Source organism: Flavobacterium lacisediminis (assembly GCF_025909975.1).
GTDB lineage: Bacteria > Bacteroidota > Bacteroidia > Flavobacteriales > Flavobacteriaceae > Flavobacterium > Flavobacterium lacisediminis.
This window is the reverse complement of sequence record NZ_JAPCIO010000003.1, coordinates 213,152-239,605: the sequence shown is the minus strand read 5'-3', so window position 1 is coordinate 239,605 and position 26,454 is coordinate 213,152. Positions and strand designations below refer to the sequence as shown.

Annotated in this window: 30 protein-coding genes and 1 tRNA gene; 14 read left to right on the top strand and 17 right to left on the bottom strand. The window is 32.7% G+C overall.

What is annotated here, in order from left to right; genetic code table 11:
- Positions 1-6 precede the first annotated feature (6 nt).
- Entirely contained in the window at positions 7-2,202 is a 2,196-nt protein-coding gene (recQ, locus tag OJ995_RS06255) for a DNA helicase RecQ (RefSeq protein ID WP_264368649.1), read from the top strand.
- Between the two features lie 63 nt (positions 2,203-2,265).
- A complete protein-coding gene (locus OJ995_RS06250; RefSeq protein ID WP_264368648.1) occupies positions 2,266-2,772 on the top strand; it encodes a hypothetical protein in 507 nt (168 codons plus the stop codon).
- Between the two features lie 8 nt (positions 2,773-2,780).
- On the opposite strand, the gene OJ995_RS06245 is transcribed toward OJ995_RS06250, so the two are convergent.
- Both OJ995_RS06245 and OJ995_RS06240 read right to left on the bottom strand, forming a co-directional pair.
- Positions 2,781-3,143 carry a DUF983 domain-containing protein gene (locus OJ995_RS06245; RefSeq protein ID WP_264368647.1) on the bottom strand — a complete coding sequence of 121 codons (363 nt, stop codon included), beginning with the start codon at positions 3,141-3,143 and terminating at the stop codon, positions 2,781-2,783.
- 3 nt (positions 3,144-3,146) lie between these two features.
- Positions 3,147-3,386, bottom strand: coding sequence for a hypothetical protein (locus OJ995_RS06240; protein WP_264368646.1), 240 nt, complete (start codon positions 3,384-3,386; stop codon positions 3,147-3,149).
- Between the two features lie 81 nt (positions 3,387-3,467).
- Here OJ995_RS06240 and OJ995_RS06235 point away from each other — a divergent pair, with 81 nt between their 5' ends.
- Positions 3,468-5,030: an NAD(P)/FAD-dependent oxidoreductase gene (locus OJ995_RS06235; protein ID WP_264368645.1), complete on the top strand. Its 1,563-nt coding sequence runs from the start codon at positions 3,468-3,470 to the stop codon at positions 5,028-5,030.
- 90 nt (positions 5,031-5,120) lie between these two features.
- On the opposite strand, the gene OJ995_RS06230 is transcribed toward OJ995_RS06235, so the two are convergent.
- Positions 5,121-5,567 (bottom strand): cold-shock protein, encoded by a 447-nt coding sequence (locus tag OJ995_RS06230; RefSeq protein ID WP_264368644.1) that lies wholly within the window; start codon positions 5,565-5,567, stop codon positions 5,121-5,123.
- A 299-nt stretch (positions 5,568-5,866) separates the two neighbouring features.
- On the opposite strand from OJ995_RS06230, the gene idi reads away from it, so the two are divergent.
- From idi to OJ995_RS06200, 6 genes are all read left to right on the top strand, one after another.
- Entirely contained in the window at positions 5,867-6,394 is a 528-nt protein-coding gene (idi, locus tag OJ995_RS06225; RefSeq protein WP_264368643.1) for an isopentenyl-diphosphate Delta-isomerase, read from the top strand.
- Positions 6,395-6,443: 49 nt separating this feature from the next.
- The gene (locus OJ995_RS06220; RefSeq protein ID WP_264368642.1) at positions 6,444-6,854 is read left to right on the top strand and encodes a 6-pyruvoyl trahydropterin synthase family protein; all 411 of its coding nucleotides are present in this window, start codon (positions 6,444-6,446) and stop codon (positions 6,852-6,854) included.
- A gap of 1 nt (position 6,855) precedes the next feature.
- Entirely contained in the window at positions 6,856-7,308 is a 453-nt protein-coding gene (locus OJ995_RS06215; RefSeq protein ID WP_264368641.1) for a peroxiredoxin, read from the top strand.
- 68 nt (positions 7,309-7,376) lie between these two features.
- Entirely contained in the window at positions 7,377-8,336 is a 960-nt protein-coding gene (locus OJ995_RS06210) for a type I phosphomannose isomerase catalytic subunit (RefSeq protein ID WP_264368640.1), read from the top strand.
- 57 nt (positions 8,337-8,393) lie between these two features.
- Positions 8,394-8,663, top strand: a complete 270-nt coding sequence (locus OJ995_RS06205; protein ID WP_026724519.1) for a hypothetical protein — start codon at positions 8,394-8,396, stop codon at positions 8,661-8,663.
- A gap of 75 nt (positions 8,664-8,738) precedes the next feature.
- Positions 8,739-8,812, top strand: a tRNA-Thr gene (locus tag OJ995_RS06200).
- Positions 8,813-9,002: 190 nt separating this feature from the next.
- Here OJ995_RS06200 and OJ995_RS06195 read toward each other — a convergent pair.
- From OJ995_RS06195 to OJ995_RS06165, 7 genes are all read right to left on the bottom strand, one after another.
- Positions 9,003-9,524 (bottom strand): hypothetical protein, encoded by a 522-nt coding sequence (locus tag OJ995_RS06195; protein ID WP_264368639.1) that lies wholly within the window; start codon positions 9,522-9,524, stop codon positions 9,003-9,005.
- A gap of 140 nt (positions 9,525-9,664) precedes the next feature.
- Positions 9,665-10,387, bottom strand: a complete 723-nt coding sequence (locus OJ995_RS06190) for a DUF4369 domain-containing protein (protein WP_264368638.1) — start codon at positions 10,385-10,387, stop codon at positions 9,665-9,667.
- 88 nt (positions 10,388-10,475) lie between these two features.
- Entirely contained in the window at positions 10,476-12,335 is a 1,860-nt protein-coding gene (locus tag OJ995_RS06185) for a M61 family metallopeptidase (RefSeq protein WP_264368637.1), read from the bottom strand.
- 126 nt (positions 12,336-12,461) lie between these two features.
- Complete coding sequence (locus OJ995_RS06180) at positions 12,462-12,743, bottom strand: TIGR03643 family protein (RefSeq protein ID WP_111566856.1); 282 nt, start codon at positions 12,741-12,743, stop codon at positions 12,462-12,464.
- A 138-nt stretch (positions 12,744-12,881) separates the two neighbouring features.
- Positions 12,882-13,484 (bottom strand): alpha-ketoglutarate-dependent dioxygenase AlkB family protein, encoded by a 603-nt coding sequence (locus tag OJ995_RS06175; RefSeq protein ID WP_264368636.1) that lies wholly within the window; start codon positions 13,482-13,484, stop codon positions 12,882-12,884.
- Between the two features lie 49 nt (positions 13,485-13,533).
- Positions 13,534-14,235, bottom strand: a complete 702-nt coding sequence (gene aqpZ / locus OJ995_RS06170) for an aquaporin Z (protein ID WP_264368635.1) — start codon at positions 14,233-14,235, stop codon at positions 13,534-13,536.
- 111 nt (positions 14,236-14,346) lie between these two features.
- Positions 14,347-15,255 (bottom strand): EamA family transporter, encoded by a 909-nt coding sequence (locus OJ995_RS06165; RefSeq protein ID WP_264368634.1) that lies wholly within the window; start codon positions 15,253-15,255, stop codon positions 14,347-14,349.
- Between the two features lie 158 nt (positions 15,256-15,413).
- Here OJ995_RS06165 and OJ995_RS06160 point away from each other — a divergent pair, with 158 nt between their 5' ends.
- Entirely contained in the window at positions 15,414-16,010 is a 597-nt protein-coding gene (locus OJ995_RS06160) for a murein L,D-transpeptidase catalytic domain family protein (RefSeq protein WP_264368633.1), read from the top strand.
- Positions 16,011-16,071: 61 nt separating this feature from the next.
- Here OJ995_RS06160 and OJ995_RS06155 read toward each other — a convergent pair whose 3' ends face one another.
- The 6 genes from OJ995_RS06155 to htpG form a co-directional block, all read right to left on the bottom strand.
- Positions 16,072-16,890 (bottom strand): hypothetical protein, encoded by an 819-nt coding sequence (locus tag OJ995_RS06155; protein WP_264368632.1) that lies wholly within the window; start codon positions 16,888-16,890, stop codon positions 16,072-16,074.
- Positions 16,891-16,956: 66 nt separating this feature from the next.
- A complete protein-coding gene (locus tag OJ995_RS06150) occupies positions 16,957-17,355 on the bottom strand; it encodes a DUF2721 domain-containing protein (RefSeq protein ID WP_133609804.1) in 399 nt (132 codons plus the stop codon).
- Between the two features lie 2 nt (positions 17,356-17,357).
- Positions 17,358-18,284 carry a hypothetical protein gene (locus tag OJ995_RS06145; RefSeq protein WP_264368631.1) on the bottom strand — a complete coding sequence of 309 codons (927 nt, stop codon included), beginning with the start codon at positions 18,282-18,284 and terminating at the stop codon, positions 17,358-17,360.
- Positions 18,277-18,720: an SRPBCC domain-containing protein gene (locus tag OJ995_RS06140; protein WP_264368630.1), complete on the bottom strand. Its 444-nt coding sequence runs from the start codon at positions 18,718-18,720 to the stop codon at positions 18,277-18,279. Before OJ995_RS06140 ends, OJ995_RS06145 begins: the two co-directional genes overlap by 8 nt.
- 10 nt (positions 18,721-18,730) lie before the next feature.
- Positions 18,731-19,135 (bottom strand): VOC family protein, encoded by a 405-nt coding sequence (locus tag OJ995_RS06135; protein WP_264368629.1) that lies wholly within the window; start codon positions 19,133-19,135, stop codon positions 18,731-18,733.
- A gap of 101 nt (positions 19,136-19,236) precedes the next feature.
- Entirely contained in the window at positions 19,237-21,120 is a 1,884-nt protein-coding gene (gene htpG / locus OJ995_RS06130; RefSeq protein WP_264368628.1) for a molecular chaperone HtpG, read from the bottom strand.
- 167 nt (positions 21,121-21,287) lie between these two features.
- Between htpG and OJ995_RS06125 the strand changes: the two genes are divergently transcribed.
- From OJ995_RS06125 to OJ995_RS06115, 3 genes are all read left to right on the top strand, one after another.
- A complete protein-coding gene (locus OJ995_RS06125) occupies positions 21,288-21,755 on the top strand; it encodes a lipocalin family protein (RefSeq protein ID WP_264368627.1) in 468 nt (155 codons plus the stop codon).
- 12 nt (positions 21,756-21,767) lie between these two features.
- The gene (locus OJ995_RS06120; RefSeq protein WP_264368626.1) at positions 21,768-22,466 is read left to right on the top strand and encodes a YiaD family glycine zipper/OmpA-like lipoprotein; all 699 of its coding nucleotides are present in this window, start codon (positions 21,768-21,770) and stop codon (positions 22,464-22,466) included.
- An 80-nt stretch (positions 22,467-22,546) separates the two neighbouring features.
- Positions 22,547-23,467, top strand: a complete 921-nt coding sequence (locus OJ995_RS06115) for an ABC transporter ATP-binding protein (protein WP_264368625.1) — start codon at positions 22,547-22,549, stop codon at positions 23,465-23,467.
- Between the two features lie 53 nt (positions 23,468-23,520).
- On the opposite strand, the gene OJ995_RS06110 is transcribed toward OJ995_RS06115, so the two are convergent.
- Positions 23,521-25,935 carry a S9 family peptidase gene (locus tag OJ995_RS06110; RefSeq protein WP_264368624.1) on the bottom strand — a complete coding sequence of 805 codons (2,415 nt, stop codon included), beginning with the start codon at positions 25,933-25,935 and terminating at the stop codon, positions 23,521-23,523.
- 131 nt (positions 25,936-26,066) lie between these two features.
- Here OJ995_RS06110 and OJ995_RS06105 point away from each other — a divergent pair, with 131 nt between their 5' ends.
- On the top strand, positions 26,067-26,399 hold the full coding sequence (locus tag OJ995_RS06105) for a YegP family protein (protein ID WP_264368623.1): 333 nt from the start codon (positions 26,067-26,069) through the stop codon (positions 26,397-26,399).
- Positions 26,400-26,454: the final 55 nt, after the last annotated feature.

The window sequence follows — 26,454 nt, the reverse complement described above, 5'->3', positions numbered from 1 at the left end:
TAGAGAATGAATCCACACGAAATTGATTTACATAAAGAATTAAAGAAATATTTTGGTTTTAACCAATTCAAAGGACTTCAAGAACAAGTAGTTAAAAGTATCATTACAGGGAATAATACCTTTGTGATTATGCCTACTGGTGGAGGAAAGTCACTTTGTTATCAGTTGCCAGCATTGGTATTAGATGGAACCGCGATTGTGGTTTCTCCGCTGATTGCCTTAATGAAAAACCAAGTTGATGCCATTCGAAGCTTAAGTTCTGAGCCAGGTATCGCACATGTATTAAACTCATCACTAAATAAAACTGAGATTGCCAAAGTAAAAAAAGACATTACTTCAGGCATCACTAAACTATTATATGTAGCACCGGAATCCTTAACTAAGGAAGAATATATTGAATTTTTAAATAGTGTTCCAATTTCTTTCGTAGCGATTGATGAGGCACATTGTATTTCAGAATGGGGACATGATTTCCGTCCTGAATATCGTAATTTGAGAAATATTGTTCGTCTTTTAGGCGATGTTCCGATGATTGGTTTAACCGCAACGGCAACTCCAAAAGTACAAGAAGATATATTGAAAAACTTGGATATGCCTGATGCCAATACCTTTAAAGCATCGTTCAACCGACCTAATTTATATTACGAAGTACGTACCAAAACTAAAAATATCGAATCGGATATCATTCGATTCATCAAACAACATAAAGGAAAATCAGGTGTTATTTACTGTTTGAGTCGTAAAAAAGTGGAAGAAATTGCACAAGTTTTACAAGTCAATGGTGTAAGCGCTGTTCCTTATCATGCGGGTTTAGATGCTAAAACACGTGCTAAACATCAAGATATGTTCTTAATGGAAGATGTGGAAGTTGTAGTAGCAACCATCGCTTTTGGTATGGGAATCGACAAACCAGACGTTCGTTTTGTAATTCACCACGATATTCCAAAATCATTAGAAAGTTACTACCAAGAAACAGGTCGTGCTGGTCGTGATGGTGGCGAAGGACATTGTTTGGCGTATTATTCTTATAAAGACATTGAGAAATTAGAAAAATTCCTTTCTGGAAAACCAGTTGCCGAACAAGAAATTGGTTTTGCGTTGTTGCAAGAAGTGGTAGCGTATGCCGAAACTTCGATGTCACGTCGTAAATTCTTATTGCATTATTTCGGTGAAGAATTTGATGATGTTAATGGAGATGGCGCTGATATGGATGACAATGTTCGTAATCCGAAAAAGAAAGTCGAAGCACAAGATCAAGTGGTTACTTTGTTAAAAGTAGTTCGCGATACCAAACAATTGTTCAAATCAAAAGAAGTAGTTTTAGCACTTGTAGGTAAAGTCAATGCGATTATTAAAGCACAAAAAATTGATACGCAACCTTATTTTGGAAGTGGTGCTGATTTTGATGAGAAATATTGGATGGCGTTAATTCGTCAGGTTTTAGTGGATGGATTGTTGACAAAAGATATTGAGACCTATGGTGTGTTGAAAATGTCAGAAAAAGGAGAAGCGTTTATCAAAAAACCAGTTTCTTTTATGATGTCGGAAGACCATGAATATAATGAAGAAGAAGATGAAGCAATTGTTACGGCAGCAAAATCTACAGGAACAGCTGATGAAGCGTTAATGAGTATGTTGCGCGATTTACGCAAGAAAGAAGCTAAAAAGTTAGGCGTTCCACCGTTTGTTATTTTCCAAGATCCTTCTTTGGAAGATATGGCATTAAAATATCCTATTTCAATTGATGAACTAAGTAATGTTCATGGAGTAGGAGAAGGAAAAGCTAAAAAATATGGAAAACCATTCGTTGATTTAATCAATAGATATGTAGAAGATAACGACATTATTCGTCCTGATGATTTGGTGGTAAAATCTACTGGTGCCAATTCAGGTTTGAAGTTGTATATCATTCAAAACGTAGACAGAAAGCTAGCTTTAGACGATATTGCCAAGGCAAAAGGTTTGGATATGGATGGTTTGCTGAAAGAAATGGAGCAAATTGTTTATTCGGGAACCAAATTAAATATCCGCTATTGGATTGACGAAATCTTAGATGAAGACCAACAAGAAGAGATTCATGATTATTTCATGGATTCCGAATCCGATAATATTAAAGACGCTTTAAAAGAATTTGATGGCGATTACGATATCGAAGAACTTCGTTTAATGCGTATTAAGTTTATTAGTGAAGTAGCGAATTAAAAAATATTATTATTATAGTCTAGAGATCCTCAATGAAAGTTGAGGATTTTAATTTTTGAAGTTATGAAACAATTATATTTCTTTTTCTTTCTTATTTTGGTTGGTTGTAAGCCAACACAGGAAGTAGTGTCAGTTGATAATGCATTCCTCGTTGCAGAAAGGATTGAGATTTGGTCTTATCCTAACAGAGAAATTTGGCATAGAGAGGGAGAAGATAATATGGGTGTTTTGAAAGAGTTGAAAATTGAAAATGGAAAAGTAAATATTGAAAAGAATAATATTAAAGAAAAAATTATTTTATCAAAAGAACAGATAGAGAAAACATATCAAACCCTATATGATAATAAAATTTGTGATTATGAGTCGGTTGCTGCTTGCTATCAGCCTAGACATTTAATTGTCTTTTTTAATTCTGAAGACAAAGTATTTAATGCTTTAGAAATTTGTCTTAGTTGTACTCAAATACAGTCTATAAATGAATTTAATTATCCAAATTTATGTGATACAAAAATGGATAAATTAGAAGAAGTGTTTAAGTCTTTCGGAATAAAGTATTTTGATGAAAAGTAATAATGTTTCTAAACCGAATAATCCTTAAACATATAAATCCAAATAATTCGTGATAGTTTGATGTTGACTAAGGTTAAACTTAAAATCACAACTCCAATTATTGGAATGATTCGTAAATCGAAAGTTTCTTCAAAAAACGGCATGCAGATAAAGTAAGTTATTAAGGCTTCTGCCACTCCAAGTCCGTAACTAACAAACATAGCGCCAAAAAAGAATCCAGGTTCTTTTTCAAATTTCGTACCGCAATTAGAGCAATTTTCATGCATTTTTGGGAAACTAAAACTAAAATGCAACAATCCTTTTTCAAAAATCTTTCCTTTGTTGCAATTGGGACATTTGTTTCCAAACATGTTTATAAGGGTAGTAATCATAATTTAATTTGCTGTGTAGACTTCGCCTCTGTGGGGTTTTAAAACATCTCTAAACGTAATCATGTCTTTTTCTTCCACCACAATAAAAGCAATAGCGTGCATTTCGTTGATGATTTCAAATCCCGTTTTTTCTAATGTTATTTTTTCTTTTTCTAAGTATTCTTTAAGATGAATATCATGATGCTCTGCTGTTTTAGCTGCTGCTTCACCTCTAAAATCCCAAATCAGTTTTATTTTTCGCATTTTATAAGTTTCAAAGAAGCAAAGTTACAAAGTCAGCTATCAAATTACTATTTTTGCATCATAATTAACAATTACAATACTATGCCACGCGAATTTCAATTTCAAGTTTCACCCGAAGTAGCCGCAAACGAAAGTTTGTTAGCCCAACATGTTGCTAAGTTATTTCAAGTTTCTCCGAAGGAAATTCAAAAAGTGGATGTTTTAAAGCGTTCTATTGATGCGCGTCAGAAAGCCATTAAAATGAACATTAAGGCGAATGTTTTTTTGGTTGGTGAAGAATATAAAGCGCAAAAAATAGAATTACCTGATTACCCAAATGTTGCCAACAAACAAGAAGTAATTGTAGTAGGAGCAGGTCCAGCCGGATTATTTGCTGCTTTACAATTAATCGAATTAGGTTTAAAACCTATCGTTTTAGAACGTGGAAAAGATGTTCGTGGTCGTCGTCGCGATTTAAAAGCGATTAATGTAGATCATATCGTAAACGAAGATTCCAATTATTGTTTTGGCGAAGGTGGAGCAGGAACATATTCGGATGGAAAATTATATACACGTTCTAAAAAACGTGGCGATATCGATAGAATTTTAGCACTTTTAGTAGGTTTTGGAGCTACGCCAGATATTATGGTAGAAGCACATCCGCATATTGGAACCAATAAATTGCCTCAAATTATTCAAGATATTCGAGAGAAAATCATCGAATGTGGCGGACAAGTGTTGTTTGAAACTCGTGTGACTGATTTTGTAATCAAAAACAACGAAATGCAAGGCGTTGTGGTTCAAAATGGCGATGTGATTTCGGCTAACAAAGTTATTTTGGCTACAGGACATTCCGCTCGCGATATTTTCGAATTGTTACATAAAAAAGGTGTTCATATTGAAGCGAAACCTTTTGCATTAGGTGTTCGCGCAGAACATCCACAGGAATTGATTGACCAAATTCAATATTCGTGTGATTTTAGAGGCGATTATTTACCGCCAGCTCCGTATTCGATTGTAAAGCAGGTGAATGGTCGTGGGATGTATTCGTTTTGTATGTGTCCCGGAGGTGTAATTGCACCTTGTGCTACGGCTCCAGGCGAAGTTGTAACTAATGGATGGTCGCCTTCAAAACGCGATCAAGCTACAGCGAATTCTGGAATTGTAGTTGAATTAAAATTAGAAGATTTTAAGCCGTTTGAAAAATTCGGACCTTTAGCAGGAATGGAATTTCAGAAAGCTATTGAACAAAAAGCTTGGCATTTGGCAGGAGAGACTCAAAAAGTTCCAGCACAACGAATGGTTGATTTTACTCAAAATAAAGTTTCGGCAGCCATTCCAAAAACATCCTATGTTCCCGGTACGACTTCGGTTGAATTAGGACAAGTTTTTCCTGGATTTTTAACTCAAATCATGAGAGAAGGTTTTGTGCAATTCGGAAAATCGATGCGAGGTTACATGACCAATGAAGCAATTTTACATGCGCCAGAAAGTAGAACGTCTTCACCCGTTCGTATTCCAAGAGATAATTTTTCATTGGAACATGTTCAAATTAAAGGGTTATATCCTTGTGGGGAAGGGGCAGGTTATGCAGGTGGAATCATTTCTGCAGCGATTGACGGTGAAAAATGTGCGTTGAAAATTGCGGAGAGTTTAGAAGAATAAAAACACGAATTTTCACTAATTGTCTTCTTTTTATAAACAAAAAAAATCACAGCTTTTACTGTGATTTTGTTTTTTGGATAAAAAGGGGAATTATATTTTTTTAACGTTTACAGCATTCATGCCTTTAGCGCCTTTTTCTAAATCGTACGTTACTAAGTTGCCTTCTTTAACATCGTCGATTAAACCACTGATGTGTACAAAGTATTTTTCTCCTGTTTCAACAGCTTTAATGAAACCAAAACCTTTAGAATCATTGAAAAAATCGATTGTTCCTCTGCGTTCCGTTGATGCTTCATCTTCCTCAGTTCTTCTTGAAGTACCAATTTCGATGCTTTCTACATCAACAATAATTTTTTTAGATGGATCTGGAGGTGTGCTGGTTAAGTGACCATTCTCGTCTACATACACATATAAATCTTCTCCCGATAATTTAGGGTTTGATTTACGTGCTTCTTTTTTCTCTTGTTTCTCTTTTCGTTTTTTAGCACGAAGTTTTTCTTGTTCTTTTTTGTTAAAGGTTTCCTGCGGTCTAGCCATTAAATTTTAAATAATTTAAATTAATATTTGTTTTAAAGTAAAAGGATAAAAACACACAAGCGAAATAAACAAGAAATTTATAAAGTACTTTTATTCAAAGTATTGCGAGAAGAAATTATTATCATTACCAATGTGACAAAGGTAGTGAAAAAAACGTTCACTTCTGTAAATCCCGCCAATTTTAAGTTTCGATTGCTCTTTTTACATTGGAATTCAACACAAGTTAAACTTATCACAAACTCAAAAACTAGTTTCCAATCCTTTCTTTTTTTGTATTTTTGACAAGCATTACAAAACTTATGATAGAAGAACAAGTAATATTAGTCAACGAACAAGACGAGCCTATTGGGCTGATGAATAAAATGGAAGCACATGAGAAAGCGGTTTTACACAGAGCTTTTTCGGTGTTTATTTTGAATGATAAAAATGAAGTGATGTTGCAACAACGCGCGCATCACAAATACCATTCACCACTTTTGTGGACTAATACTTGTTGCAGTCATCAACGCGCTGGCGAAACCAATATTGAAGCTGGAAAACGCCGTTTGTTTGAAGAAATGGGTTTTAAAGTGGAGTTGAAAGAACTATTTCATTTTATCTACAAAGCGCCTTTTGATAACGGTTTAACCGAACACGAATTGGATCATGTGATGATTGGCTATTATAACGGAGAACCTGTTATTAATGATGACGAAGTGGAAAGCTGGAAATGGATGACTATTGAAGCCATAAAAGAAGATATGATGGTAAATCCAGATACTTATACCGTTTGGTTTAAGATTATTTTTGATGAGTTTTATCACTATCTAGAAGATCATAAATTATAAATTTCCAAACCAATAATACTGAATTCAAATTTCTAAATTCTAAATTGACATGAGAGTAACTGTTTCAAGAAAAGCCCATTTTAATGCTGCGCATCGTTTGTATCGCAAGGATTGGACTATGGAAAAAAATCAGGAAGTGTTTGGAAAATGTAACAATCCGAACTTTCATGGGCACAATTACGAATTGATTGTTTCGGTAACAGGTGAAGTGGATAAGGAAACGGGTTATGTGATTGATACTAAAGTCTTATCCGATTTAATCAAAGAACATATCGAAGAAGCTTTTGATCATAAAAATTTAAACAAAGATGTTCCAGAGTTCAAAGATTTGAATCCAACTGCGGAACATATTGCTTACATTATTTGGCATAAACTTCGTGTTTTGATTGATGCTAATAAAGAGTTGGAAATTACATTATACGAAACTCCGAGAAACTTTGTAACTTATAAAGGTTTGTAATATGGCAATTCAAATTGGAGATAAATTACCAAGTTTTAAAGCAACTAAGCAGGATGGAACTGCTTTTGATAGTCAGGAAGTGAATCAGAAACCCGTTGTAATTTACTTCTATCCAAAAGATTTTACACCAGGTTGTACTACGCAAGCTTGCAGTTTTAGAGATGCCTATCAAGATTTTCAAGATTTAGGTGCTGAAGTGATTGGTATTAGTGGAGATTCAGCTAGTTCGCATCAGAATTTCCAACAGAAATATAAATTGCCTTTTATTTTACTTTCGGATGCTGATAGAAAATTACGTCGTTTGTTTGGCGTTCCAACCGCTCTTTTCGGATTGTTGCCTGGACGTGTAACTTATGTTTTTGACGCTAAAGGGTTTTGTATTTATATTTTTGATAGTATGAGTGCTAAAAACCACATTGAAAGAGCATTGAAAGCGATTCAAAAGGCGAAATAGTTATTTCAAAAAATCTAATTTTAGGATTTTAATAGTTTTTTCGCATCTTTGTACTTCACTATTTGACTATGAAGTTTTATCCTTTAACGTTTACACCGATACTTAAAGACCGCATTTGGGGCGGGACCAAGTTGAAAACTTATCTCAACAAACCCATAGTTTCTGAAACTACGGGCGAGAGTTGGGAAATTTCAACTGTTCCTGGTGATATTAGTGTGGTTGCTACTGGTGTTTTAAAAGGGAAGAACATTAATGAAATTATCGATTTATATCCCGAAGAAATTTTAGGAAAATCGGTCATTAGTCGTTTTGGAAAACAATTTCCTTTACTTTTTAAATTCATTGATGCCAAAGAAGATTTGTCTATTCAATTGCATCCGAATGATGCATTGGCTAAAGAACGTCACAATTCCTTTGGGAAAACCGAAATGTGGTATGTAATGCAAGCAGATGAATCGGCACGTTTGGTGGTTGGATTTAAAAAAGATTCCAATCAACAAGAATATTTAGCGCATTTAGAAAATAAAAATTTGATTGATTTGTTGAACGAATATCCCGTTTCCAAAGGTGATGTGTTCTTTTTAGAAACCGGAACCATTCATGCCATTGGAGCAGGAGTAGTGGTAGCGGAAATTCAACAAACGAGTGATGTTACGTATCGTATTTACGATTGGGATCGAGTGGATGCTAATGGAAACGGAAGAGAATTACATACGGAATTAGCTTTAGATGCCATTAATTATCGCACAACACCTTCTAAAATTGACTACAAAGAAGAGGCAAATAAAAGTACTACCATAGTAGATTGTCCATACTTTGTTACGAATATTGTTGCTTTGCAAGAGACTTTTATTTGGAAACGCACCAAACAAGCTTTTACCGTTTTCATGTGTACCAATGGTCAATTTGAAATGATTGTAAATGGTGAAATCTTACGATACCGAATGGGTGATACCATTTTGATTCCGGCTTGTATGGAAAATCTAACTTTGAGAGGAAAGGCTACTTTGTTAGAAATTTCGATATAATGTATTGAGAACAAAATATATTATGTAATTTTGCTTCAAATTTTAAATTTATACAAAATGGCAAGCGTTAAAAACTTGAAAAAAGAAATCAACTACGTTTTAGGGGATATTGTAAACATCGTTTACATTTGGGAAATGTCTACAGCTGGAAAACCAACTGAAGCATCTGATAAATTAGTTGATGAAATCTACGAAACTTTTGATACTTTAATGACTAGAGCGAATCAAAAAGACGTTGAGAACAAAAAAGCGCATTTTAAACAAATCCGTAAAGATTACGAAGCGGCTGCAAATCAATTTGTTGCGAAAATAAACGAATTAAACTAAAAAATTGCGATAAAAAAGTGCAGATTTTTTTTGGAAATTTAAATTTCAGAACTATATTTGCACCGCAATAGAGTTGCCGGTGTAGCTCAGCTGGCTAGAGCAGCTGATTTGTAATCAGCAGGTCGTGGGTTCGAGTCCCTCCATCGGCTCTAAAGTAGAAACCATCACAGTTATGTGATGGTTTTTTTGTTTTATACCATTTTGAGTTTATTTCTGAATTTTTAAATGCTAGCGCAAGCGTCACGCTTGTGCACAAAAAGTGTGAAAAAGGTTTTAAATGTTTGAAATATGTAGTCACGAGCAAGATGCTCGCGCTAGGATTGTTTAATACATTACAATCTAATTATCTCCTACTAATGTAAAATTGCTAAGAAAATAGACTTTTTTTTCATTTGAATCAAATATATAATAACTTGCTCCAATTTCAGAAGAGACAAATCGTGGTTTTAAGATTAAAAGCGAATCTATAATTCCATTATTATAACACTTTAGTATTAATTTTTCCTCTTTAAAATTTTTCACATTCTTTGAGAATAAAATAGTTTTACTATCTTCAAAAGTATTATTTACATAAAAAACTTCCTTACTATTTTTATCATAAATGAGAGCTTTAAAGTGTTTCGTTCCAGCTATCGGCAAGTGATTAACCCAAGAAAAAATATAGACAAAATCATTTGTTATTTTACCGTTTATTTTTTTAAAAATCTTTTTTGAAGGATTAAAATTCTTTTTATTTAAAAAAATTAATTTATCTGGATTTTGATGATTATGTAGCTCTTTTAAATTTTCAATTGAATTATAGTTCTTGATACTACAACTACTCAATAAAAATATAAAAACTATTCCTAAGTTGAATTTCATATTTTTTATTATTTAAGTTGTTAGCCCTTCCCGATTTAATGATTTCGTATGAATTAAATAGTGGAGCTATATTTTATAAAGATAAAAAATCAATTTTGAAAATAGCATAAAAAAATGCGGCCATATACTGACCGCTTTTTTTATTTCTGTACTTCTAAAGCTTTTCGTTCCTTAACATACTTATTCAGCATTTTTCCATATTTCGATTTAGCAACTTCTGGTGTCATGCTTTTTTGAATGGTGTCTAAATAAGGCGTGTTAATATCGGCAATTTCTGAAAGAGCTAAATAAGGTGCAATTTCTTTATTAGCATTTGTTACAGCAAAATGTGCGGTGTAACGGTATTTTCTTTTTAAAAGTTTTTGATACGCTTGTTCAATGCTATCTGTGGTAACCGGATTCGGCTTCATTTCGTTTTTTAAACGCTTTTCTATTAAGACTAAATTCTCTTCGTTAAAATGCTTGTTAATGCTGTCAAATTTCATCCATAAATCATGGTTTTTTGATCCTGTAATTTTTGCGGCAGCAAAAAATGATTTTAAAGTAGTTTCAATTTTAATGTTTCCAGGTTCTGCAAAGAATAATAAACTATTGTCAATTGAATTGGTTTGTCCTCTATCTAAAGATAAATATAGCATTTCGGGACTTTCTAATTTAATGTGACTTTCAAACTTAGAATCGCCATTGATAACAATACTATCTAAAATTACTAAAGTAGAATCTTGTATTCTTTGTAAATACAATTTTCCTTGACTTAGTCCTTTTACGTCTCCAGTGATGTGAACATTAGCATCGGAAGCTCCTTCTTTGTTACAAGCTACTAATGTGATAACGGCAATTACGGCTAAAAATATCTTCTTCATTCTATGTTTTGTTTTGAGTTCGCAAAGTAAATAAAAAAATCCTCAAAATACTAAGTACTTTGAGGATTCTGAATCTATTTTGTTAGGATTAACCTCTTAACCAAGCTTCTCTAACTCCTTTTTTAGTATCATCTGTTGATTGATACCCTTCTTGTTTTTCTTTTGGCATTACCACTTTTCCTTTTACAGTTTGCTCTTTACCGTCTCTTTTGATTTTAACAGTAATTGCATCTCCATCTTTCCAGTTCATGCTTGCCATGATTAAATCGTAGATGTTGTCTAAGTTGTAATTTTTATCATTAAAAGCTAAAAGTGTATCATTATTTTTTAAACCTAAAGTTGTCATGAAAACGTTTAATTCGATTTCAGGTAAAATCATGATTTCTTTTGTGCTAGGGTTTACCGTAATATAAGGTTCTCTTTGTCCTTTTAAGAATGGATTTCCAGCTACTTCAATAGATGCTTCTGTAACTCCCATTTTAGCAAAATATTGCTCGTAAGGAATTGGAGTTTCTCCCGCAACGTGGTTTTTTAAGAATTCACCAACAGCAGGATAAGTTAATGCTGTGATTTTAGCAAATAACTCCTCGTCTTTAAATGCTTTTGTTGTTCCGTATTCTTTAGATAATTCTTGCATTAGGTTTAAAATTCCTTTTTGGCCGTTGCTGTTTTCTCTAATCAAAATATCCATACACATTGCAATCAAAGCCCCTTTTTGGTACACGTTTAAGTATTGGTCTTTGTATGGTGCATTCAATACGTTTTTACTCATTTTAGTAAAACTCATATTGTCATTCATTTGACGCGATTGTGCAATTTTACCTGCCATTCTTTCAAAAAATTCTTTTTCGTCAATTAATCCTTGATTTACTTGGAATAAGTTAGCAAAGTATTCTGTTACTCCTTCATACATCCATAAATGTTCTGACATTTGAGGATTGTTGAAGTCGAAATATTGAATTTCATTTGAATGAATAGTTAATGGTGTTACAATATGGAAGAATTCGTGTGAAACTACATCTTTTAATTGCTCTTGTAACATTTCTAATCCCATCATCTCAGGCATAACAACTGTAGTTGATGTTGGGTGTTCTAAAGCTCCAAACCCTTTTGCGTCTTTAGCTTTCATATCAGACAAATACAATAAAATAGCGTATTTTTTTGTAGAGTTGATAGGACCTAAGAAACGTTTTTGCGCTTTCATCATGTTTTCCATGTTTGGCGTAATTTGTTTCGCTGTATATTTTCCTGTTGGAGAATACACGCTGATGATAATTTCCATATCATCTACCATAAATGAAGTGTAATCTGGTTTAGAATACATGATTGGCATTTCAACCAAAGTAGCGTATTTAGACATTAAAAACACATCAGAAGTTGCGCTTGCATCAGCATCTGTCATAGCAGAAATTCCCATTAAACTTTCTGGGTGAGTAACTGTTAATTTGTATGGTGTTTCTTCTTTTCCTTTGAAATACCCAATGAAACCATGTGTGTTAAGCATGAAGTTAGTTCCTGCATTAATATTGGTTCCCGCAGGAGAAAATACGTCTTCGCTTTCTCCAAAACCAGCACCGCCTTCTGTGTCAAAAGTGTCATTAACTAAATAGGTGATTTTAGAAAGTTTTTTAGCTTCTGAAATCGTGTATGAGTTTTCATCAATTTTTGCCACTTTTAGTGCGTTACCTTTTGCATCAAAAGCTTTTACGTTTTCGATGAAACGGCCGTAATCATCCTCAGAATAGGTTCCTGGAACGGTTTTAGGGAAATGGAAATTTACGGTTTCGCTAGTAAAAGTTGGAGGCGTAACGGTAACCATTACTTTGTCATCTTTTACATTAATTAAATCGATAGTAACCGCTATGTCGTTTTGTTTAGTAGTCGTTTGAGTTGGGCTACAACTCCATAAAAATCCCACAAAAGCAAGGGAAAGAATTATTTTTTTCATTTTATCTTGATTGAATTAGATATAAGTAGAGAAAAAGAGATGTTTGTTACAAATTCTGTTTGGAAATTTTATTTATCAAATTAATGCCAATAAAAAAGCTCTTATTTTATTTAAGAGCTTTAGTTTTTAGTCGAATTTATTTTTGAAGTAATATTTGCTATCTAAATCTTCATCTTCTAATTCGTTGTACTTTATTGGTTTCGGTTTAGGCTTACTTGCCGTTACTTTCTTTTTCCAAAGTTCAAAATTGTCTTTGGATAATCTTTTGCGCATTAATTCGGTGACTTCGTTTTCAGTCACTCCAAACTCCTCTTTTAAAACTTCAAAAGGTTTTTTTTCCTCTTGAGCCATAGCAACAACTCTATCTAGTGTTTCGTTGTCGAATTCTGAAATTTTCTTCTTTCTCATCAGATGAATACTAATTCTAACTTTTTTATTGGTTTATAATTCAATATTAGTAAAAAAATAAATTCAAAAAATATGCCAATTACTTTTTTTGAAATTTTTAAAATTTCTCAAAACTTGATATTATTTTTTAAATAATAATTATAAAATTGTTCGAAACGTTAAATTTATTCTTGATTTTTTGGATTGTGTTGCTTTTGGGATTTGATGTTTATAATGAATTTGGCTACCTTCTTTCATCAATAATAAACTTCCATGATTTAAATTCAAGTTCATTTTAGCTCCCGAAATTGTATTATGTTTAAGTTGAAATTTTCGTTCTTCTCCAAAACTAACGGAAGCAATTATGGGGTTTCTGCCCAATTCTTTTTCATTATCGGCATGCCAACCGTTGCTGTCTTTTTCGTTTCGGTATAAATTGGCTAAAACGGTGGTGAAATTTTGTTCGGAAATTTTGTCTACCTTCTCTTTTATAAACATCATAGTAGGATTCCAAGCATGAGGTTGCATAGTTAAACCCGAATAGGAATAAGGTTTACCTTCGTTTCCAAAAAGACAAGTTAGTCTAGGTTGAGCGACTTTCTTTCCAAAAATAGTGATATCGTCTTGTTGCCAAGGGGTTTCATCCATGAGTTTCTCAAATAACATATCCGCTTCTTCTTGGTTGAAGAAGTTTGGATAAAATTCAAAAACCGCATCTGGTAGTGGTATAATTATTTTCTCTTTTGGGAATAAATCGAGCATAAAAAAAGCGATGATTAACATCGCTAATTTACTATTTTTATGGGGAATATTATTTGTTGTCTTGTAATAAATTCTTGTAAATAAAACCTGCTACAATGGCTCCAGCAATTGGTGCAACCCAAAATAGCCATAATTGACTCAAGGCTTCACCTTGTACAAAAAGAGCTTGAGAAGTAGAACGAGCAGGATTTACAGAAGTATTGGTTATTGGAATACTAATTAAGTGGATTAAGGTTAAAGCCAAACCAATTGCAATTCCAGCAAATCTTCCGTTGGCTAATTTATCTGTTGCTCCTAAAATGATAATTAAGAAAAACATCGTCAGAATAAATTCGGTTAAGAAGGCAGCCATCATACTAAAACCTTTCCCGTTGTAGACTTCTGATTCGTAGAAATTGGTAGCAAAAGCTCCTGCTCCTTCTGAAGAAAATGCATCACCACCATTTAAGATTAGATATAAAGCACCTGCAGCAGCTGTAGCTCCTAAAACCTGTGATATAATATATGGAAAAATTTCTTTATCAGAAAATCGACCTCCAGCCCATAATCCTAGAGTAACGGCTGGGTTAAAATGACCGCCAGAAATATGTCCAACAGCGTAAGCCATAGTTAAAACGGTTAATCCAAATGCTAGTGAAACACCAACTAATCCAATTCCAATATCTGGAACTCCGGCTGCAAAAACTGCTGCGCCACAGCCACCAAATACTAACCAAAAGGTTCCGAAAAATTCTGCAAATAATTTTCTCATAGTTAAATAGTTTTAATTACAATTTCTTGTAATGGTTATTTAACTAAAATTACTAAAAAAAGAAAGCTTTTTAAATCACTGAAAATAAAGTTATTAACAGTATAATTCTTGCTATTTGTTTTTCTTAAACTGAATGTTCATGATAACAATGGCAGTAATTATCAACACAATTCCAATCCATTGAATTAATAAAACTTGTTCGTTCAATAAGAAATAAGCCATCATAACCGAAACCGGTAATTCTAAAGAAGAAACAATACTTCCCAATCCAATTCCAGTATGAGGAAATCCTGCGTTTAATAACATAGGAGGAATGATGGTTCCAAATAAAGACAAAACAATTCCCCATTTGGTGAAAATTTCAAAGTTAAAAGGTGTTACTTGCGTGTATAAGCTGAAACCAAATACGATAACTGCTCCACCTAACAACATATACAAACTTCTTTGAGCAGACGAAATTCCTAATGCTACTTTGTTTGCTGTAAACATAGTAGTTGTAAACGAAGCAGCGGCTAATAATCCCCAGAATAATCCGTTTGACCAATCAATTGTTGGGTCGTTGAAATCTATTTTAAAGATGTTAATAGCTAAAGCTGTTCCAATTAAAACAATGATTACAGAAATTATTTTTTGAGCAGATGGTGCTTTTTTATCTAAAAACCATTCTAATAAAACGCCCATCCAAACGGTTTGCATTAATAATACAATTCCAATAGAAACCGGAATGTATTTTACCGCTAAATAATAGAAAACACTTGTCATTCCTAAAGAAGTTCCTGCTAACATTAAATGCATGATGTTTTTTGGAGAAGCTTTTACGGCAGTGTTTTTGTTTTTGGTGCGTTGGAACAAATTAATGATTAAAATTCCAATGATTCCATAGATGAATTGAGATGAAGTTACTTCAGCTGTTGTGAAATCTTCTTTGTAAGCTAACTTAACGAAAGTAGCTAACATTCCGTAACTCGTAGCACCTAAAGCAACTAAAAAAACTCCTTTTATTATATTGTTGTTTGACATATCCTAAATTTTTAAGGGGCGCAAAGATAGGGTAAAAAGAAAAAAGAGAACAGATAAAAGAAAAAAGATTTTTGATGGTTTAATTTTAGTAAGAATTTAACAACATACCTTTAAATAAAAATCAAAAAGTAGAGTTATATCATTTTAATCCCATTTCTATGAAGCACTTTTTACTATTGATTACGGTTTGTTTTTTATGTTGTAATAATTCTGAAGTTGAAACTTTAGCGGTAAAAGATTACGGTTCCTTTCATAAAGAGGCAGAGACTTTTTGCAAAGAGAATGATTATAATGAATCGTATTATTTTTTAGTTGATTTGAGTGTGCATTCTGGAAAGAATCGTTTTTTCATTTATGATTTTGCTTCAAAGAAAGTATTAGATAAAAACTTGGTTACACACGGAAGTTGCGACCAATTTGAAGAAAATCCAGACAAATGGAAAAAAGTAAAATTTGATAATCGAGTAGATAGTCATTGTTCCATGAAAGGTAAATACAAAATTGGAAATCGCGATTATAGTTCGTGGGGAATCAACGTGAAATATTGGTTACACGGATTAGAAGCAACTAATAAAAATGCAGTAAAAAGGGTAGTGGTTTTACATTCTTGGAGTGCTGTTAAAAATAAAGAAGTTTATCCAAGACATAGTCCACTAAGTTGGGGATGTCCGGCGGTTTCTGATGCATTTATGGAAAAATTAGATGAACGCTTGCAACAATCGGAAAAGCCAGTTTTGTTGTGGATTATTGAATAATAAAAATCTCGTTTAATTTACTTTAAACGAGATTTTTATTTCAACTTTATATTAATTATAGTTATCTTCTACCACCACGACGTTTTGTTTTTACTACCGTAGTTTTTCCTCTTTTGTTTTTGTGTATAACTGTTGTTCCTCTTCTGTTGTGAACTACAATTGTAGATTTACTTCTTCTAGGTGTATATACTTTTCGAGCAACAACAACCCTATGTGTTGTAGTTTTGCGATATAACACGCGATGATGCGCACATTTTCCGTAAAAAATAGAATATCTGTATGGTTTCCAAGGTTTCCACCATCTTGGATAAAATCCCCAACGATGAGGTGAAACCCAAACTACATAACCCGGAGCATATAAAAAGCGAACACTTGGCCAAAACCAAACATTTACTACTACTCCTGTTGATGTAATTACAGGAACATTTGGACCACCTTTTGTTTTCTCGATTTTTTCTTCCACTTCAAAAGGTTCAACAATTGTGTTTTCTGCATATAATTCTGAATCGCCTTCAATTTGCAGAATTGCAGATTCATTTCCAGTTTTTTCTATACCAATTGTTGCAATGTCTTGTTTCTCTTTTTCGTTTAAATAAGTACTTAGAACAATGACATGAGTATCTTTTTCTTGAATGTCTTGTACCACAATGTAATCTGTTTCTCCATCATTGTTTAAATCAAGATTATTAACATTGTTCTTTTCGTCATTAATTAATTTTTCAAATTCTTCTAATGAGTTTGCTTGCTTAAATAAAGCCAAAGCACCTTCTAAACTAAAATTCTCACCAGTAAATTCAGGAAAATCATTTTTATCACCTTCTTGACCAAAGCTTGTTGTAATTCCAAGAATTAGCAACAAAAAAACAGATAATTTTTTCATAATTAAAATATTTTTTATTGGAATTTGACATCATAAAATTAAAAAGGTTTAATGAAAAGTTAAAAATTATTCAATGTCTTCCGATAAATCTTTCAAATGAACTCTCAACGCATTAACGGAAATACTAATTTCCCAAAATGAGATTCCTAGAGAAATCAATAAGCAAAGTAAACTAGCTCCAAAAAAGTAAATACCAAGATTTTCTTGACTTACATAAAGTAATAACATAGCAAAAACCGATAAAAACAAACACATTACGCCAAACAATTGCATGTAACGAATTAATGTTAATCTTAAATTCAGATTTTTGATTTCTAGAAGAATATTCTTGTTATGATTGTCGTCGTAGTTTTTCTTTAAATTTCGAATGATTTGAGCGATTGTTAAAAATCGATTTGTGTAAGCTAAAAGAATCAACGAAGTCGCTGAGAATAATAAAGCCGGAGTTTCAATGGATAGTGTCATGATTATAACTTTATTTGATATTTGTAAATTCTGCTAAATCCGTTTTCATAACTAGAAATTTCGGTTTCAAATTCTTTTAAATTGGTAAATGTTTTATCAATTGCAATCATTCTTTTACTCGTGAAATACAGTGTTTGTGTAGTGGTATCGTAAAACGGACAATAATCCATTTGCTTGGAATTGATTGTTTCTCCTAAGTTTTTCGCGGTGTCCCAATTTCCTTTGTTGTTCTTGTAACTGATATATAAATCACCACTTCCTAAACCATCAGGTCTTCCATAACACGTGTAAATTATAAAATCTTCACTCGGACTCACAAAGGCATTAAATTCGTATCCTGTTGAATTGATGTTCATGCCTAAATTTTCGGGTTCAGTATATTGTTTTCCGTCCCATTTGCATACCAAAATATCATCTTTTCCAAGTGTTTTTATCACATCTGAAGTAAAATATAAATTTCCATTCAGCGTTACACAAGGATAAAATTCATTGTTAGATGAATTTACTGGAGCTCCAACATTTATTGGTTTCGACCATTTGCTTTTAAGATCTTTTCGTTCTACATACCAAATGTCGTAATCTTTAGCTTTTGTTGTCGTATCGTCAATAGGTCGGTTCGATGCAAAATACAAACGCAAACCATCTTGCGTTAAAAAGGGTTCAATGTTTCTAAAGTTTCCAGAAAAAGATGTCATTTCGGGTTCAGACCATCTTTTTTTCTTTTTCTTAATTACGGCAATTACAGCTCGTTCTTCGGAAGGATTTTGAATGGTGAAGTAAATTTCATCATGAGTTGTAGAAATCGTAAAATCACGAACGTTTTGATATTTCTTTAAAATGTCAAAAGCCGGTATTGGTTTTTCTTGCTCTTGAGAAAAAGTAAATCCACTAATTAGTGTAATAACTATTATCTTGAAAAAATCACGCATTATTTTCCGCTATTTCTTTGATGGTGTTTAATCCTTTAGGGAATGATTCCAAAAAGAAGTTGGCATATTCATCAACAATATCAAGAGTTACTAAAACTTTTGAAAGACTTCCAACTTTAATTATTTCGTAATTTTCCTGAGCGCCCGACCAAGCTTTTGTAGCTTCGTCTAAAGGTTGTTCTTCAAATTCTTTGATGTTACCAAGATGAGTAAAATACATTTTTTCATTCGGAACTAAAGTTGAAATTTCACTATACATACCGTTTCCGTTTGGATCTAAAAAATGAATCCTTTCGCCTTGTTTCCAAGAAGATTTTGCATATGAACCTTCGCAAAAAGAGGATGTCCATTTTTTGTAGTTTTCTTCATTCCACATGGCGTTCCAAACTATATCAGCAGGAGCGTTTATTTCGATTTCGAATGTTAGATTTTTCATAGAAAAAGGTTTAAATATCAAAGTTACGAATACTTTTCGAAGCTAAAGCAATAACATGCCCGTCAAAATCGGCAATATAACCTACGTAATCGCCCCAATCTCTTAATGCAATTGGACTGATTTCTATTGCCCCAGCTTTTTTTGTTTCCTCAAAAACAGTTTCAATATTTTCAACTTGAAGATACAATTCACATCTTGGAATTCCGTTTCCTGAAGTTGGGTGAGGTAATTTTAGTGTAATAATTTTTGAAATCCCATCATTAGGCATTAAACCTATTTTTACGAATTCATTAATAGTGAATTCCGTTATACCAAGAACATCCAAACTAGGCTTTTGCTGTAACAAGATTTGATAAAATTCGCGACTTTTTTCTTGATTGGAAACGTATAGGATGAATTCGAGTTGTGTTATCATTTTAATTAGACTTCTTTATTTCATGATGTAAGTTTTATCAAATATAAAAAAATCCTGACAAGTTTCAAAACCTGTCAGGATTAAAAATAGAGTTCAAATTATTATTTTAAAGTCTCAAAACTTCTCTTAACAAAAGCAGTCAACTCTTCTCCTTTTAACAATCCTTGAGAAAGTTTAGCTAAATCTAAAGCTTGTTTAACCAAGTCTTTTTGAGCGTCTTCTGGACTGTTTAAAATAGTGGTGGCTAGTTCTGAATTCGTGTTTACCACTAAATTATACATATCTGGGAAGTTGCCCATACCAAACATGCCACCACCGCCAGACGCACTCATTTCTTTCATTCTACGCATGAATTCAGGTTGGGTAATGATGAATGGTGAAGCATTACTATCTAAATTCTCTAATTGAACGGTATAGTTTTCTTTTGGGACAACCGTTTCAATAGAAGCTTTTAATTTCTCTTTTTCGTCATCCGATAATTTAGAAATCGTTTCTTCTTCTTTCTGAATTAATTTATCAATATGATCTGCATCCACACGAGTAAAAGTCAAATTATCATTATCTGCTTCTAATTTTTGGATTAAATGCGATACAATTGGCGAATCTAATAATAACACTTGATAGCCTTTTTCTTTTGCGATATCAATGTAACTGTGTTGTGCATCTTTGTTTGAAGCATATAAAACAACTAACTTTCCGTTTTTGTCGGTTTGATTGTCTTTTAAGTTTTCTTTTAATTCTGCTAACGTGTAATATTTGTCTTCAGTTGTTGGATATAATACGAAATCGCCTGCTTTTTCATAAAATTTTGGTTCCGAAAGCATTCCGTATTCCAATACAATTTTAATATCGTTCCATTTTTGCTCGAAATCTTTACGGTTTTCGTTGAATAATGATTTTAATTTGTCCGCAACTTTACGAGTGATGTAGTTCGAAATTTTCTTTACATTGCCATCCGCTTGTAAATACGAACGCGAAACGTTTAAAGGAATATCTGGTGAATCAATCACACCTTTTAACATACCTAAAAACTCAGGTACAATTCCTTCTACGTTATCGGTTACATACACCTGATTTTGGTACAATTGAATTTTATCTTTTTGCAATTGTAAATCAGCACCCATTTTAGGAAAATATAAAATTCCTGTCAAATTAAACGGATAATCTACATTTAAGTGAATGTTAAACAATGGTTCTTCAAACTGCATTGGATACAATTCGTGATAGAATTTTTTATAATCTTCATCCGATAAATCAACCGGTTGTTTTGTCCAAGCTGGATTTGGGTTGTTAATGATGTTGTCAACTTCAATTTCTTCTGGTTTTACATCTTCTGCTGCGCCTTCAGGTACTGGAATAGTTTCTTTACGAGTTCCAAATTTAATTGGTACTGGCATGAATTTGTTATACTTGGTTAACAATTCACGGATTTTGTATTCTTCTAAAAATTCTAATGAATCTTCTGCAATGTGTAAGATGATTTCAGAACCTCTTTCGGTTTTGTCATGAGGTACTAAAGTAAATTCCGGACTTCCATCGCATGTCCAATGTGCTGCTGGTTCGTCTTTGTATGATTTAGTGATGATTTCTACTTTCTCAGCCACCATAAAAGCCGAGTAAAATCCCAATCCAAAATGTCCAATAATTCCTGAATCTTTAGCTGAATCTTTATATTTTTCTAAGAATTCTTCTGCGCCAGAAAAAGCTACTTGATTGATGTATTTTTCTACTTCATCGGATGTCATTCCTAAACCTTGGTCGATGATGTGTAGTTTTTTACCTTCTTTGTCAATTTTAACCTCGATTATTGGATTGCCATATTCTACTTTAGCTTCGCCAATACTAGTTAAATGTTTTAATTTTAAAGTAGCGTCTGTCGCATTCGATACTAATTCACGAAGAAAAATTTCGTGGTCGCTGTACAAAAACTTTTTAATTAAGGGAAAGATGTTTTCTACTGAAACATTAATTTTTCCTGATGCCATATTTTAAAATTTTTAGTTAAACAATTGAATGGTTTTTATCATTCAAAATAAGTACCATTTTTGAATTTATGACAAATTGTCGGATATGAGAATTGGGTTTTAATTAACAGTTGACGGTATTATAAGGGTTATCTTTGTAAGTATAATCCATTGTAAAACAGTTTATTATGAAAAATATTATTATTTTCGGTTTGTTTTTTTTAATGGTCTCTTGTAAATCCAATCCAGTTACTAAATTAGACAATAAGACAGAGGTGGGCTTAAAAGGAAATTGGGAATTGACTTCAGTTTCTTATCCAAACTCGTCTTATATTAAAATTATTTCCTTTGGTATAGCGGATTCACAATGTTTTGAAACCAGTTCTTGGCGCTTCATTTCAAACAACAATCAAGGAGAAATGGCTTTGCGTAAAGCAGGTTGTCCGACGTTTTCAAGTGATATTACTTGGTATGTTAATCAGGAAGGAAATCTTGTTTTGAAATTTGTAGGTGCTGATGTGAAAGCTAAAACAGTAAAAGAAGGTTATGTATTAAAAGTAGCTAATTTGACAGAAAATGCTTTTCAGCTATTCGATACAGTTGATGTTGCAGGAAAAACCATCACTTTGGTTTATCAATTTAACAGAATAAAATAAAAAATTAAGAGTATGAAAAATCAGTATATCGTTTTCAGTTTAGCTATTGTTGTTTTTGGGTCTTCAATGTTCATAAGTTGTGAAGCCACTAGAAATGCCAATAATACTCAAAAAGGAGTTGTCATTGGAACTACTTCAGGAGCTGTAATTGGAGGGATTCTAGGAAATAATTTAGGCAAAGGAGGTAATACAGCTTTAGGAGCTGTAATTGGTGGCGTAGTTGGTGGTACCGTTGGAGGTTTAATAGGAAATAAAATGGATAAACAAGCTCGTGAAATTGAAACGGCTTTACCCGGAACTCAAGTGCAAAGAGTAGGAGAAGGAATTCATTTGGTTTTAGGAGAAAATTCTGTAAATTTTGAATTTAATAAAGCTACTTTAACCATTACAGCAAAACAAAATCTAGATAAATTAGTTCCAGTTTTTAAAGAGTATGCGGATACAGATATTAAAATTTATGGGTATACCGATAGTAAAGGTTCTGAAAGTTATAATTTAGATTTGTCTACTCAGCGAGCTGCAGCCGTAAAATCTTATCTTTCAGGAAGAGGATTGAGTTCAGGTCGATTTGAAGTAATTGGAATGGGAGAAGCAGAACCAATTGAAACAAATGATACCGATACGGGCAGAAGTTTAAACCGAAGAGTTGAGTTTGCTATTGTAGCCAATCAAAAAATGATTGACGATGCCAAAAAAGAAACTGGAAATTAATAAAAAAGAATAATTTAAAATAGAACAAAGCTGCTCTTTTGAGTAGCTTTTTTATTTGTAATTTTGAAAAAAAAATAGTTATGCTATCTGTACAAGATATTTCCTTTTCGTATCTAGATTCACTTAATGTAAAATCAGTTTCTTTAAGTTTATCTAAAGGGAAAAATTTGGCATTAATTGGAGAAAGTGGTTGTGGAAAAAGTACTTTATTAAAACTGATTTACGGGTTACATGACTTAGATGAAGGTCAGATATTTTGGAATGATATTGAAGTTTTAGGTCCAAAATTCCATTTGATTCCCGGCATGTCATTTATGAAATATTTGGCTCAAGATTTTGATTTAATGCCATTCATTACGGTTGCTGAAAACGTAGGAAAATATCTTTCTAATTTTTTTCCAGAAGACAAACAAGCTCGTATTTCGGAATTATTAGAAATTGTAGAAATGACAGAATATGCCAATGTAAAAGCTAAGTTTTTAAGTGGCGGTCAAATGCAACGAGTTGCTATTGCTAGAGTTTTAGCATTAGAACCTGAAGTTTTGTTGTTAGACGAACCTTTTAGTCATATCGATAATTTCAGAAAGAATAGCTTAAGGAGAAAACTTTTTGGCTATTTAAAAGAACAACAAATTACTTGTATTGTTGCCACTCACGATAGCACTGATGTTTTGGCTTTTGCCGATGAGGTTGCGATTATTAAAGATGGAGAAATCATAGAAAGTGGAATTCCAAAATTCATTTATGATAACCCAAAAAAGCGATATGTAGCTTCTTTATTTGGAGATGTGAACGAAATTAAAATTGATGGAGGATTAAAATTTGTTTATCCACATCAATTGAAAGTTTCCATAAATTCTGATTTTAAAGTGGAAATTGTAAATTCTTATTTTAGAGGAAGTCATTATTTAATTGAAGCGAAATTCGAAAATCAAACGGTTTTTTTTGAAAATGATGATTTGATTGAAAATGGAGAAGTTGTTTGTTTGAAAATAAAATAGCCCTTCAAATCTTTCAAATTCAAAGGGCTAAATTCTTTATGCTATGTTTTTTTCTAATTCTTTAAATATTTTTCTAAGAATTGGTCTTGTTCCCATAACAAATGTAAAATATTTTCTTTGGCAACATAACCGTGACTTTCTTTTGGTAAAATTACCAATCTTGCAGGACCACCTAAACCTTTCAACGCTTGGAAATAACGCTCCGATTGTAGTGTGAAAGTTCCAGGATTGTTATCAGCTTCACCATGAACTAATAATAATGGTGTTTTCATTTTTTCTGCATTCATAAATGGCGACATTCCGTTGTAAACTCCAGGAACATCCCAGTAATTACGTTGTTCGCTTTGAAATCCGAAAGGAGTTAATGTTCTGTTGTAAGCACCACTTCTTGCAATTCCACAAGCAAATAAATTCGAATGTGTTAATAAATTAGCAGTCATAAAAGCACCATATGAGTGACCTCCAATAGCTACTTTTTTACGATTGATATAGCCTAATTTGTCCACAGCATCAATCGCAGCTTCAGCATTAGCAACTAATTGTGGAATAAATGTATCGTTAGGTTCTGTTGTTCCTTCTCCAATGATTGGGAAAGCGGCATCGTCTAAAACGGCATAACCTTTGGTTACCCAATATACAAACGAACCATAGTTAGGGAACGTGAATTCATTAGGGTTTTTATCGTTTTGTCCTGCCGAATTTTTGTCTTTGTATTCTGCTGGATACGCCCAAATTAACAAAGGCAATTTCTCTTTTTTCGTTTTGTCATAACCTGCTGGTAAATACAAAGTTCCTGAAAGTTCAACACCATCTTTTCTCTTGTATTTGATAACTTCTTTATGAACGTTTTTAATACTTTCGAATGGGTTTTTGAAAGCGGTAATTGGTGTTAATTTGTTTTTCGATTTGATGTTTCTGAAATAGTAATTTGGATATTCATTTTTAGATTGAATCATTACCAACACTTCTCCTTTCTTGAAATCTTCTATTGACATCAAGTCTTCTTTTTTGTCTTTCATGTTAGAAGTATACAATCTCGTTTTTTTCAAAGTAGAGAAATCGTATTCATCAATAAAAGGAAACTGTCCGTCTTTAGTATTTCCAGCACCAATTAAATAACCTTTGTTGTTTTCAATTGCAATTACATATCTTCCAAATTCGTTCTTTTTCATCTCGAAATTTCCAGGATCCGAGTAAATATCTTGCGAATTTCTATCTTCAATAATTTTTGGAGCAATGGCTAAATTTGAAGGGTTGAATAAATATGCTTTTGTATTTCTTGTATCGTACCATGAATCCGCTACAATTGCAATATTGTCATTCGCCCACATGATACCACCATATCGTTGTTGTGTTTTGATTAGACTTGTTGGATTTGATGTAAAAGGCGCTTCCCATAAGAACACTTCGTCTCTGAAATCCACTTTTACAGCTTGGTCTCCACCATCTAAAGCTTCTACAAAATATAAAGTTGCTGCTTTGTCAGATCTCCATCCCATGCTTCTTTTTCCTTTTCTTACTGAAGAAAATCCTTTAGGCATGATTTCGGTTAACGGTACTTCATTTACCACTTTTACTTCTTTTCCGTTGGTATCATAAACCGTAGTTTTTTGGGGAAAACGGCTCATTGGAACAATGTAAGAATAAGGTTTTTGAATCGTAGTCAACATTAAATAATTACCATCTGGAGAAAAACTCTCGCCAGCGTAAATGTCAGCTGTTTTAAATAAAGTAGTATTTCCAGAAATAGAAACTTTATATAATTCAGATGTCACTAAAACATCAAAATTAGCTTCGTCTGTTTTATTTTTTAATAAATCTTGATACGTTCTGTTTTGCGATTTAGATCCATCGCTTAAAGAAACCGTTGGCCCTTTTGGTAAATCTTTACCGCTATTAATTAATGCTGGACGTTCTTTTGGAAGAACTTTTACCAATAACGTTTCGTTATCTTTCATCCAGTTGAATGGGCTTCCTAAATTGGCATTCAAATTATCAGCAGTTAATTTTTTGGCTGTTGCTGTTGCTACATCAATTACCCAAAGTTCAACTCCTTTATTAGTAGTATTTGTAAAAGCAATTTTCTTTTCGTTTGGCGACCAAGAAACATTGGTAATTCGAGCGTTTTCTGGTAAGCCTTTTACTTGAATTTCCGCTTTGTCTTTTATTTTTCTAACTTTCAGATTGTTAATGTAAGTTACCGTACTTGAAATATTGGTTACTGGATTAATTCTCAAGCCGCCTAATTTCATTTCTTCTTGATTTAAATCATCAAGTGTTTTGTATGTGTTTCGGTAACTTAAAAGCATGTATTCTTTCTTAGTATCCATGCTTACTGATGGCGCTCTTTCGTAATCAGCTAAGGCTAAAATCTCAGGTGAGGGTTTTTGATAGGTTACATTTTCTTGTGCCGATGTACTTAGAAAAGTACCCAAAAACGCCACAAATGTTAATAATCTTAATTTCATGTTTGTTGGTTTGAATATTAAGCTCTAAAATTAATTTTTTAGAATTTAGAAATTTTAAATTATATGTTAATTTTTTTTGTAACTTTATAATTCGTTTGTAAATAAAATAGTTCAAAATAAAATTTTAAAACATGGGAAAATTTGTAATTTCTACAAGAAAAAACGGTGAATTTCAATTTAGCTTAAAAGCTGGCAATGGTCAAGAAATTCTAGGTAGTGAAGGTTACACTACAAAAGCAGCTTGTTTAAATGGTGTAGAATCTGTGAAAAAAAATTCGCAAGATGATGCTCGTTTTGATCGTTTGGAATCTAAAAATGGAAAGTATTATTTCAATTTAAAAGCGACTAATGGTCAAATTATTGGTACAAGTGAAATGTATGAAAGTACCGCTTCTAGAGACAACGGAATTGCTTCTGTAGCAAAAAATGCTCCTGACGCAGAAACGGATGATCAAACAGCATAAAGTATAAAAAAATTAAAAGTCCAACTTATTTTTAAGTTGGACTTTTTTTATATAC

Coding starts and splice junctions, on each gene's coding strand:
- recQ (WP_264368649.1), top strand. CDS start 7: ATGAATCCACACGAAATTGATTTACATAAAGAATTAAAGAAATATTTT.
- OJ995_RS06250 (WP_264368648.1), top strand. CDS start 2,266: ATGAAACAATTATATTTCTTTTTCTTTCTTATTTTGGTTGGTTGTAAG.
- OJ995_RS06245 (WP_264368647.1), bottom strand. CDS start 3,143: ATGATTACTACCCTTATAAACATGTTTGGAAACAAATGTCCCAATTGC.
- OJ995_RS06240 (WP_264368646.1), bottom strand. CDS start 3,386: ATGCGAAAAATAAAACTGATTTGGGATTTTAGAGGTGAAGCAGCAGCT.
- OJ995_RS06235 (WP_264368645.1), top strand. CDS start 3,468: ATGCCACGCGAATTTCAATTTCAAGTTTCACCCGAAGTAGCCGCAAAC.
- OJ995_RS06230 (WP_264368644.1), bottom strand. CDS start 5,567: ATGGCTAGACCGCAGGAAACCTTTAACAAAAAAGAACAAGAAAAACTT.
- idi (WP_264368643.1), top strand. CDS start 5,867: ATGATAGAAGAACAAGTAATATTAGTCAACGAACAAGACGAGCCTATT.
- OJ995_RS06220 (WP_264368642.1), top strand. CDS start 6,444: ATGAGAGTAACTGTTTCAAGAAAAGCCCATTTTAATGCTGCGCATCGT.
- OJ995_RS06215 (WP_264368641.1), top strand. CDS start 6,856: ATGGCAATTCAAATTGGAGATAAATTACCAAGTTTTAAAGCAACTAAG.
- OJ995_RS06210 (WP_264368640.1), top strand. CDS start 7,377: ATGAAGTTTTATCCTTTAACGTTTACACCGATACTTAAAGACCGCATT.
- OJ995_RS06205 (WP_026724519.1), top strand. CDS start 8,394: ATGGCAAGCGTTAAAAACTTGAAAAAAGAAATCAACTACGTTTTAGGG.
- OJ995_RS06195 (WP_264368639.1), bottom strand. CDS start 9,524: ATGAAATTCAACTTAGGAATAGTTTTTATATTTTTATTGAGTAGTTGT.
- OJ995_RS06190 (WP_264368638.1), bottom strand. CDS start 10,387: ATGAAGAAGATATTTTTAGCCGTAATTGCCGTTATCACATTAGTAGCT.
- OJ995_RS06185 (WP_264368637.1), bottom strand. CDS start 12,335: ATGAAAAAAATAATTCTTTCCCTTGCTTTTGTGGGATTTTTATGGAGT.
- OJ995_RS06180 (WP_111566856.1), bottom strand. CDS start 12,743: ATGAGAAAGAAGAAAATTTCAGAATTCGACAACGAAACACTAGATAGA.
- OJ995_RS06175 (WP_264368636.1), bottom strand. CDS start 13,484: ATGCTCGATTTATTCCCAAAAGAGAAAATAATTATACCACTACCAGAT.
- aqpZ (WP_264368635.1), bottom strand. CDS start 14,235: ATGAGAAAATTATTTGCAGAATTTTTCGGAACCTTTTGGTTAGTATTT.
- OJ995_RS06165 (WP_264368634.1), bottom strand. CDS start 15,255: ATGTCAAACAACAATATAATAAAAGGAGTTTTTTTAGTTGCTTTAGGT.
- OJ995_RS06160 (WP_264368633.1), top strand. CDS start 15,414: ATGAAGCACTTTTTACTATTGATTACGGTTTGTTTTTTATGTTGTAAT.
- OJ995_RS06155 (WP_264368632.1), bottom strand. CDS start 16,890: ATGAAAAAATTATCTGTTTTTTTGTTGCTAATTCTTGGAATTACAACA.
- OJ995_RS06150 (WP_133609804.1), bottom strand. CDS start 17,355: ATGACACTATCCATTGAAACTCCGGCTTTATTATTCTCAGCGACTTCG.
- OJ995_RS06145 (WP_264368631.1), bottom strand. CDS start 18,284: ATGCGTGATTTTTTCAAGATAATAGTTATTACACTAATTAGTGGATTT.
- OJ995_RS06140 (WP_264368630.1), bottom strand. CDS start 18,720: ATGAAAAATCTAACATTCGAAATCGAAATAAACGCTCCTGCTGATATA.
- OJ995_RS06135 (WP_264368629.1), bottom strand. CDS start 19,135: ATGATAACACAACTCGAATTCATCCTATACGTTTCCAATCAAGAAAAA.
- htpG (WP_264368628.1), bottom strand. CDS start 21,120: ATGGCATCAGGAAAAATTAATGTTTCAGTAGAAAACATCTTTCCCTTA.
- OJ995_RS06125 (WP_264368627.1), top strand. CDS start 21,288: ATGAAAAATATTATTATTTTCGGTTTGTTTTTTTTAATGGTCTCTTGT.
- OJ995_RS06120 (WP_264368626.1), top strand. CDS start 21,768: ATGAAAAATCAGTATATCGTTTTCAGTTTAGCTATTGTTGTTTTTGGG.
- OJ995_RS06115 (WP_264368625.1), top strand. CDS start 22,547: ATGCTATCTGTACAAGATATTTCCTTTTCGTATCTAGATTCACTTAAT.
- OJ995_RS06110 (WP_264368624.1), bottom strand. CDS start 25,935: ATGAAATTAAGATTATTAACATTTGTGGCGTTTTTGGGTACTTTTCTA.
- OJ995_RS06105 (WP_264368623.1), top strand. CDS start 26,067: ATGGGAAAATTTGTAATTTCTACAAGAAAAAACGGTGAATTTCAATTT.